The organism is Rhizobium sp. 01T444 (assembly GCF_056398305.1).
The window spans coordinates 331,865-338,558 of the sequence record NZ_JBFTPD010000004.1 but is presented as its reverse complement, the minus strand read 5'-3'; the positions used below and the strand labels follow the sequence as shown (position 1 = coordinate 338,558).

7 protein-coding genes are annotated in these 6,694 nt (G+C 59.4%); all 7 read left to right on the top strand.

Translation table 11 applies throughout. The features are described 5' to 3' along the window. Nucleotides 1-316: PLP-dependent transferase (locus AC1DTN_RS09970; RefSeq protein ID WP_477920662.1), on the top strand; the 316-nt coding region annotated here is incomplete at its 5' end. Nucleotides 317-352: 36 nt separating this feature from the next. Next, nucleotides 353-1,612 carry an ABC transporter substrate-binding protein gene (locus AC1DTN_RS09965; RefSeq protein WP_113321480.1) on the top strand — a complete coding sequence of 420 codons (1,260 nt, stop codon included), beginning with the start codon at nucleotides 353-355 and terminating at the stop codon, nucleotides 1,610-1,612. A 93-nt stretch (nucleotides 1,613-1,705) separates the two neighbouring features. After that, nucleotides 1,706-2,641, top strand: coding sequence for a carbohydrate ABC transporter permease (locus AC1DTN_RS09960; RefSeq protein ID WP_477920660.1), 936 nt, complete (start codon nucleotides 1,706-1,708; stop codon nucleotides 2,639-2,641). Between the two features lie 3 nt (nucleotides 2,642-2,644). Beyond that, nucleotides 2,645-3,475 (top strand): carbohydrate ABC transporter permease, encoded by an 831-nt coding sequence (locus AC1DTN_RS09955; protein ID WP_113321478.1) that lies wholly within the window; start codon nucleotides 2,645-2,647, stop codon nucleotides 3,473-3,475. A gap of 4 nt (nucleotides 3,476-3,479) precedes the next feature. Then, nucleotides 3,480-4,538, top strand: a complete 1,059-nt coding sequence (locus AC1DTN_RS09950; RefSeq protein ID WP_477920659.1) for an ABC transporter ATP-binding protein — start codon at nucleotides 3,480-3,482, stop codon at nucleotides 4,536-4,538. A gap of 71 nt (nucleotides 4,539-4,609) precedes the next feature. Next, nucleotides 4,610-5,359, top strand: a complete 750-nt coding sequence (locus AC1DTN_RS09945) for a metallophosphoesterase (RefSeq protein WP_477920657.1) — start codon at nucleotides 4,610-4,612, stop codon at nucleotides 5,357-5,359. Nucleotides 5,360-5,442: 83 nt separating this feature from the next. Continuing rightward, nucleotides 5,443-6,675 (top strand): peptidase T, encoded by a 1,233-nt coding sequence (gene pepT, locus AC1DTN_RS09940; protein ID WP_477920656.1) that lies wholly within the window; start codon nucleotides 5,443-5,445, stop codon nucleotides 6,673-6,675. Nucleotides 6,676-6,694: the final 19 nt, after the last annotated feature.

The window sequence follows — 6,694 nt, the reverse complement described above, 5'->3', positions numbered from 1 at the left end:
GGTCTGTCATCCGGGCCTCGCCAACCGTCTGCCCGCCGGCCTCAACGGCACGTCGGGTCTCTTCTCGTTCATATTCCGCGAAGGCATCGACATCAGGGCCTTCGCAGATCACCTCAAGCTTTTCAAACTGGGCGTAAGCTGGGGTGGGCATGAAAGCCTGATCGTACCGGGCGAAGTTGTGCTGCAGCAGAAGGCACAGCCGAATTCCGCACAGGCCTTCGGCATCAGCCCGCGATCTGTGCGCCTCCATATCGGCCTCGAAGGAACCGAGGCCCTGTGGAGGGACATCGAGGAGGCGATTGCCGTCGCCTCTTAACCGAAACCTCACAACAACTACGGAGGGGAACCAAAAATGAAAAAGTTTATTCTCTCAACACTCTTCGCCACGATGATGGCGGGTACGGCTTTTGCGGACACCACGCTGAAGCTCGTGGAAGTTATCACCAGCCCCGAGCGCACCGAAACGCTGAAATCGATCGTCGGCAAGTTCGAAGCCGCCAATCCCGGCACCAAGGTCGACATCATCTCGCTGCCCTGGAACGAAGCTTTCCAGAAGTTCGCCACCATGGTTTCGGCGGGCGATGTGCCCGACGTGATGGAAATGCCCGATACCTGGCTGTCGCTCTATGCCAATAACGGCATGCTCGAAAGCCTGGAGCCCTATCTTGCAAAGTGGGAGCACACCAAGGAGCTGACGCCGCGCGCTCTGGACCTTGGCCGTGACGTCAACAACACCGCCTATATGCTGCCCTACGGCTTCTATCTGCGCGCCATGTTCTACAACAAGAAGCTGCTCGCGGAAGCCGGCGTCAAGGAGCCGCCGAAGACCATGGAGGATTTCACCAAGGCCTCCGAAGCCGTCTCCAAGCTCTCGGGCAAATACGGCTACTGCATGCGCGGTGGTCCGGGTGGCCTCAACGGCTGGATGATCTTTGCCGCCTCCATGGCCGGCGACAACAAGTACTTCAAGGAGGACGGCACCTCGACCATGAACAGCGAAGGCTGGGCAAAGGGTATCGAGTGGATGGTCGATCTCTACAAGAAGGGTTATGCCCCGAAAGACAGCGTCAACTGGGGCTTCAACGAAGTCGTCGCCGGCTTCTATTCCGGCACCTGCGCCTTCCTCGACCAGGATCCGGATGCGCTGATCGCGATTGCCGAGCGCATGAAGAAGGAAGATTTCGGCGTCATTCCGCTGCCGAAGGGCCCGGCCGGCAAGTCCTATCCGACCATCGGCTACGGCGGCTGGTCGATGTTCACGACGAGCCAGAACAAGGATCTCTCCTGGAAGCTGATCGCGACCCTCGAAGGGCCTGAGGGCAATATCGAGTGGAATAAGAAGATCGGCGCTCTGCCGGCCTATACTGCCGCAGAGAAGGATCCGTTCTACGCCGGTGACCAGTTCAAGGGCTGGTTCGAGGAGCTCGCCGACAAGGACACGGTTCCGACTGTTATGCCGACCTACCTCGAGGAATTCGCCTTCTTCAAGGATTCCATGGCGATCAAGACCTCGCAGCAGGCGCTGCTGGGTGACATCTCCGCCAAGGACCTTGCCGATCAGTGGGCCGATTACCTTACCAAGGCGCAGCAGAAGTTCCTCGCCAAGAAGTAAGGTCAACTGCGCAAACGGCGGCGGAGATTTTCCGCCGCCGCTCATGCAACGACAGACGGCGCGCCGAAGCGCCGCAAGGGGAAGTATCGGGTAATGACCATCACCGCTGACACGCTCGAGACGCGCCGCGACCGCCGGCCATGGCTACGCCGCTTGGCGGATGCCTCGGAGCCCTATCTTTACAGCGCGCCTTCGTTGATCCTGATCATCGCTGTCATGCTGGTGCCGCTGGTGGTCGGCGTTTCCTATGCCTTCCGTGATATACAGCTGCTCAACCCCTTCTCCGGCGGCTTTGTGGGGATCGAACATTTCCGCGAACTGTCCCGCGATGCGGCGTTTTATGGTGCCCTCAAAAATACGCTCTGGTGGACCGGCGCTTCCGTCATTCTGCAGTTCATCTTCGGCCTCATCCTCGCACTTCTACTCGACAAGCCATTCTGGGGCAGGGGTATCATCCAGGCTCTGGTCTTCCTGCCCTGGGCCGTGCCGTCCTTTCTTGCCGGCCTCAACTGGGCCTGGCTCTTCAATCCGGTCATCGGACCGATCCCGCACTGGCTCTTTGCACTTGGGCTGATGAACGAGCCGGGCAATATCCTCTCCGATCCGCAATATGCGATGTGGGGGCCGATAATTGCCAATGTCTGGTGGGGCATTCCCTTCTTCGCCATCACACTGCTCGCCGCCCTGCAGGCGATCCCGCGCGATCTCTATGAGGCGGCTTCGATCGATGGCGCCGGCTGGTTCCAGCGCTTCTGGTCGATCACGCTGCCGTTCCTCGCGCCGACGATCGCCATCACCGTCATGCTGCGCACCGTTTGGATCTCGAATTTTGCCGATCTCATCGTCGTCATGACCGGCGGCGGCCCGGCGGACAGAACACAGATCGTCGCCAGCTACATCTTCACCCAGGCCTTCAAGCGGCTCGATTTCGGTTATGCCTCGGCGATCGCGCTGGTGCTGCTGATCCTGCTTCTCGCCTATTCTATGCTGATCATCCTGCTACGGCAGAGCCTGCTGGCCAAGGATTGAGCCATGAGACGTTCCATTCTCCCCACTGTCGCGCACCGTCTGGCGATCCTCGTCTATGTCGTTTTCGCGCTCTTCCCGCTCTTCTGGCTCCTGAAGGTCTCGGTCACGCCGAATGATCTGCTCTATACCGAGGGTGTGCGCATGTGGCCGTCGCGGACCACATGGGAGCACTACAGCTTCGTGCTGGAGCACAGCGCCTTTCCGACGTTCTTCAAGAACAGCGTCATCGTCTCGGCTTCGACGGCGGTGACAGTGACGATCTGCGCCGCGCTGTCGGGCTATGCGCTGTCACGCTTTAACTTCCGTGCGAAATACTGGATCGTGGCGCTGATGCTGCTGACCCAGATGTTCCCGCTCGTCATGCTGGTGGCGCCGATATTCAAGATCCTGTCGCCGCTGCATTTGACGAACAGCCTGACGGGTCTCGTTATCGTCTACACAGCCTTCAACGTGCCCTTCGCAACCTTCCTGATGCAGTCCTTCTTCGATGGCATCCCGAAGGATCTCGAGGAGGCGGCGATGATCGATGGCGCCACCCAGTTCACGGCCTTCCGGCAGATCATCCTGCCGCTGACCCTGCCCGGCATTGCGGCGACCCTCGGCTTCGTCTTCACGGCGGCCTGGAGCGAACTTCTCTTCGCGCTGATGCTGATCAACGGCAATGACGCGGCGACCTTCCCGGTCGGCCTTCTTACCTTCGTTTCGAAGTTCTCCGTGGATTTCGGGCAGATGATGGCGGCAGGCATCATGGCGCTTATTCCGGCCGGCCTCTTCTTCCTGCTCATCCAGCGTTATCTCGTCCAGGGCCTGACGGCCGGCGCGGTCAAGGGTTAGTCACATGGCATCGATCGACATCAAGAATATCCAGAAATCCTATGGTCATATGTCCGTGCTGCACGGCGTCGATCTGGAGATCAAGGACGGTGAATTCGTCGTGCTGGTCGGCCCGTCCGGCTGCGGCAAGTCCACGCTGCTGCGCATGATTGCAGGCCTCGAAGAGGTGACCGGTGGCGAGATCCGTATTGCCGGCAACCGCGTCAACGAGTTGCATCCGAAGGATCGCGACATCGCCATGGTGTTCCAGTCCTACGCGCTCTATCCGCACATGAATGTCGCCGGCAATATGAGCTACAGCCTCAAGCTCAGGAAGACGGCGAAGGAGAAGATCGCCAGCGCTGTTGCCAGTGCCGCCTCCAAGCTCGGTCTCGACCCGCTGCTCGAACGTCGGCCGAAAGCGCTGTCCGGCGGCCAGCGCCAGCGCGTCGCCMTGGGCCGCGCCATCGTGCGCCAGCCGMAMGCCTTCCTGWTSGACGAGCCGCTGTCGAACCTCGATGCGCGCCTGCGCGAGCAGATGCGCGCCGAAATCAAGAAATTGCATGGCGACCTCAAGGCAACCTCGATCTACGTGACCCACGACCAGATCGAGGCGATGACGCTGGCGGACCGGATCGTCGCCATGCATGGCGGGGTCGTGCAGCAGGTCGGCAGCCCCTTGGAGCTTTACGATCGCCCCGCCAACCTCTTCGTCGCGGGCTTCATCGGCTCGCCCGGCATGAACTTCCTCGATGCGAGCTATGAAGCAGGCGGCGTGAAGCTGAAGGATGGCACGATCGTGCCGCTCAACACGTCGCTGCCCTTGTCGAACGGCGAAAAGGTGACGCTTGGCATCCGGCCTGAACATGTCGTCATGACAAATGATGGGGCCGGGATTACCGCCGACGTCGAGCTCGTTGAGCCGACCGGCTTCGGCATCATCCTGCATCTTTCGCTGCATGGTCTGCCGTTCAAGATCTTCACGCTCGATCGTGAGGCGTTGACTGCGGGACCGAAGGTCAATGTCGCCTTTCCGGCCAAGCATCTGCATGTGTTCAACGGCGAGGGCAATCGCGTCGATTGAACGGAAGGAAGGCGATAGAATGTGGCTGTCGCTTTCGCCATACTGCTGTCCTCAGGGATCGAGGGGGCGATATGCTTGTTGCGCAGATATCCGATATCCACGCCAGTCCAGATAGTCCGTCGCTGCTCGCATTCGAAAGAGCAATCGATTGGTTAAAGGCTTTCCGGCCGGATGCGTTTGTCCTGACCGGTGATCTGGTGGACGACGGATGGCAACAGGGCTATCGCCAGATTGCGGAAAGCCTGAATGCGCTGGATTTCCCTACCTATCTCCTGCCGGGTAACGGTGATGATCAATCGGTGATGCGAGCCGAGCTTGCCGAAGTTGGTAACTGGGCAGGCGCGGCGGGGCCGATGCATTTCCGGGCGGCTCTCAATGATACAACCCTTGTTGGCGTCGATGTAACGGTAACCGGCCAAAGCCATGGCGATATCCGGCCGCATCTGTCGTGGCTGAAGAGTACGCTCGCCGATGTTGCGGCGCCTTTTCTCCTCTTCATGCACCAGCCGCCGTTCGGCATCGGCATAGAAGTGCTCGATCAGGTCAGGTGCAGAAATGATGATGATCTTTTTGAGCTTTTGAACGCGGGCAGATCTCCGCCGCTTGGAATTCTCTGCGGCCATGTTCACCGGCCAGTTTCCGCCAGAGTAGGCTTGATTACCCTCCAGACATGCGGTTCGCTTTGCCCGCCCAATCCTCTTCTTCTCGGGGATCGGGCTGATCTTGCCGTTCTCGACGCTTCCTCCTTTCTGGTGCACGAGGTCAGGAGCGACCGGCTGCTATCGCATGTGGTATCGATGCAGACGATTGCCGGCGCTTAGTCCGCTGGGAGCCGAAAAGAGCTTTCATCTCATGGCCCTCGATGGCTATATGATCAGATGATGATCATGCTGGAATGGATATTATGACAGACACTGTTCTCGACCGTTTTCTCCGCTATGTCGTCATCGACACCCAATCCGATCCCGCCTCATCCACGCAGCCGACCACCGAAAAACAGAAGGATCTCGGCCGGGTTCTGGTTGAGGAACTCTTGGAGATCGGCCTTTCGGATGCGCATCTTGACGAGCACGGCTATGTTTATGCGACCATTCCGGCCAATACCGACAAGCGCGTGCCGGTCATCTGCTTCTGCTCGCATATGGACACAGCGCCTGACTTCACCGGCAAGAACGTCAAGCCGCAGATGGTGAAGGCCTATGCGGGCGGGGATATCCAGCTTCCCGGTGATCCGAGCCGGGTGATCCGTGTTTCAGAACATCCTGAGCTGAAGAACCAGATTGGCAACGATATCGTTACGACCGATGGAACGACCCTGCTCGGCGCCGACGACAAGGCGGGCCTGGCGGAAATCGTGGCTGCCGCGCAGATCCTCGTCAATAATCCCGGGATCAAGCATGGGACGATCAAGATCCTGTTTACGCCAGACGAAGAGGTCGGCCGTGGCGTCAACAAAGTCGATCTGAAGAAGCTCGGCGCGGAATTTGCCTATACGATGGATGGCGAAACCGCCGGCCATATCGAGGACGAGACCTTCTCGGCAGATAGCGTCGATATCGTTATCGCCGGCGTGGCAATCCATCCGGGTTTTGCCAAGGACCGGATGGAAAATGCCATCAAGATTGCCGGCGCGATTATCGACCGGCTGCCGAAGGAGATCGCCCCGGAGACGACCGAGGGGAAGCAGGGCTTCATCCATCCGACAGGGGTGGCGGGCTCGATGGAAAAGGCTGCGATCAGCCTCATCATTCGCGATTTCACCGACGAGGGTCTGACCGAGAAAGAGACAATGCTCGAAGCGATCGTCAAGGATGTGATGAAGGCCTATCCGGGCTCTACCTATCGTTTTGACGTTAAGGAACAATACCGCAACATGAAGGTTGTGCTCGACCGTCATCCTGAGATCGTCGAGAACGCCGTCGAGGCGGTGCGCCGGGCGGATATGACGCCAGTGCGCGGCAGTATCCGCGGCGGCACCGACGGCTCGCGTCTTTCCTTCATGGGCCTGCCGTGCCCCAACATTTTCGCTGGTGGTCACGCCTTCCACTCACCGCTCGAATGGGTTAGCCGCCAGGATATGGAAAAGGCCGTCAGGACGATCGTGGAGCTCGCCAAGGTCTGGGAAGAGCGCGCCTAGCGCTCTTCATTCTTCCGCA

Coding starts and splice junctions, on each gene's coding strand:
- AC1DTN_RS09965 (WP_113321480.1), top strand. CDS start 353: ATGAAAAAGTTTATTCTCTCAACACTCTTCGCCACGATGATGGCGGGT.
- AC1DTN_RS09960 (WP_477920660.1), top strand. CDS start 1,706: ATGACCATCACCGCTGACACGCTCGAGACGCGCCGCGACCGCCGGCCA.
- AC1DTN_RS09955 (WP_113321478.1), top strand. CDS start 2,645: ATGAGACGTTCCATTCTCCCCACTGTCGCGCACCGTCTGGCGATCCTC.
- AC1DTN_RS09945 (WP_477920657.1), top strand. CDS start 4,610: ATGCTTGTTGCGCAGATATCCGATATCCACGCCAGTCCAGATAGTCCG.
- pepT (WP_477920656.1), top strand. CDS start 5,443: ATGACAGACACTGTTCTCGACCGTTTTCTCCGCTATGTCGTCATCGAC.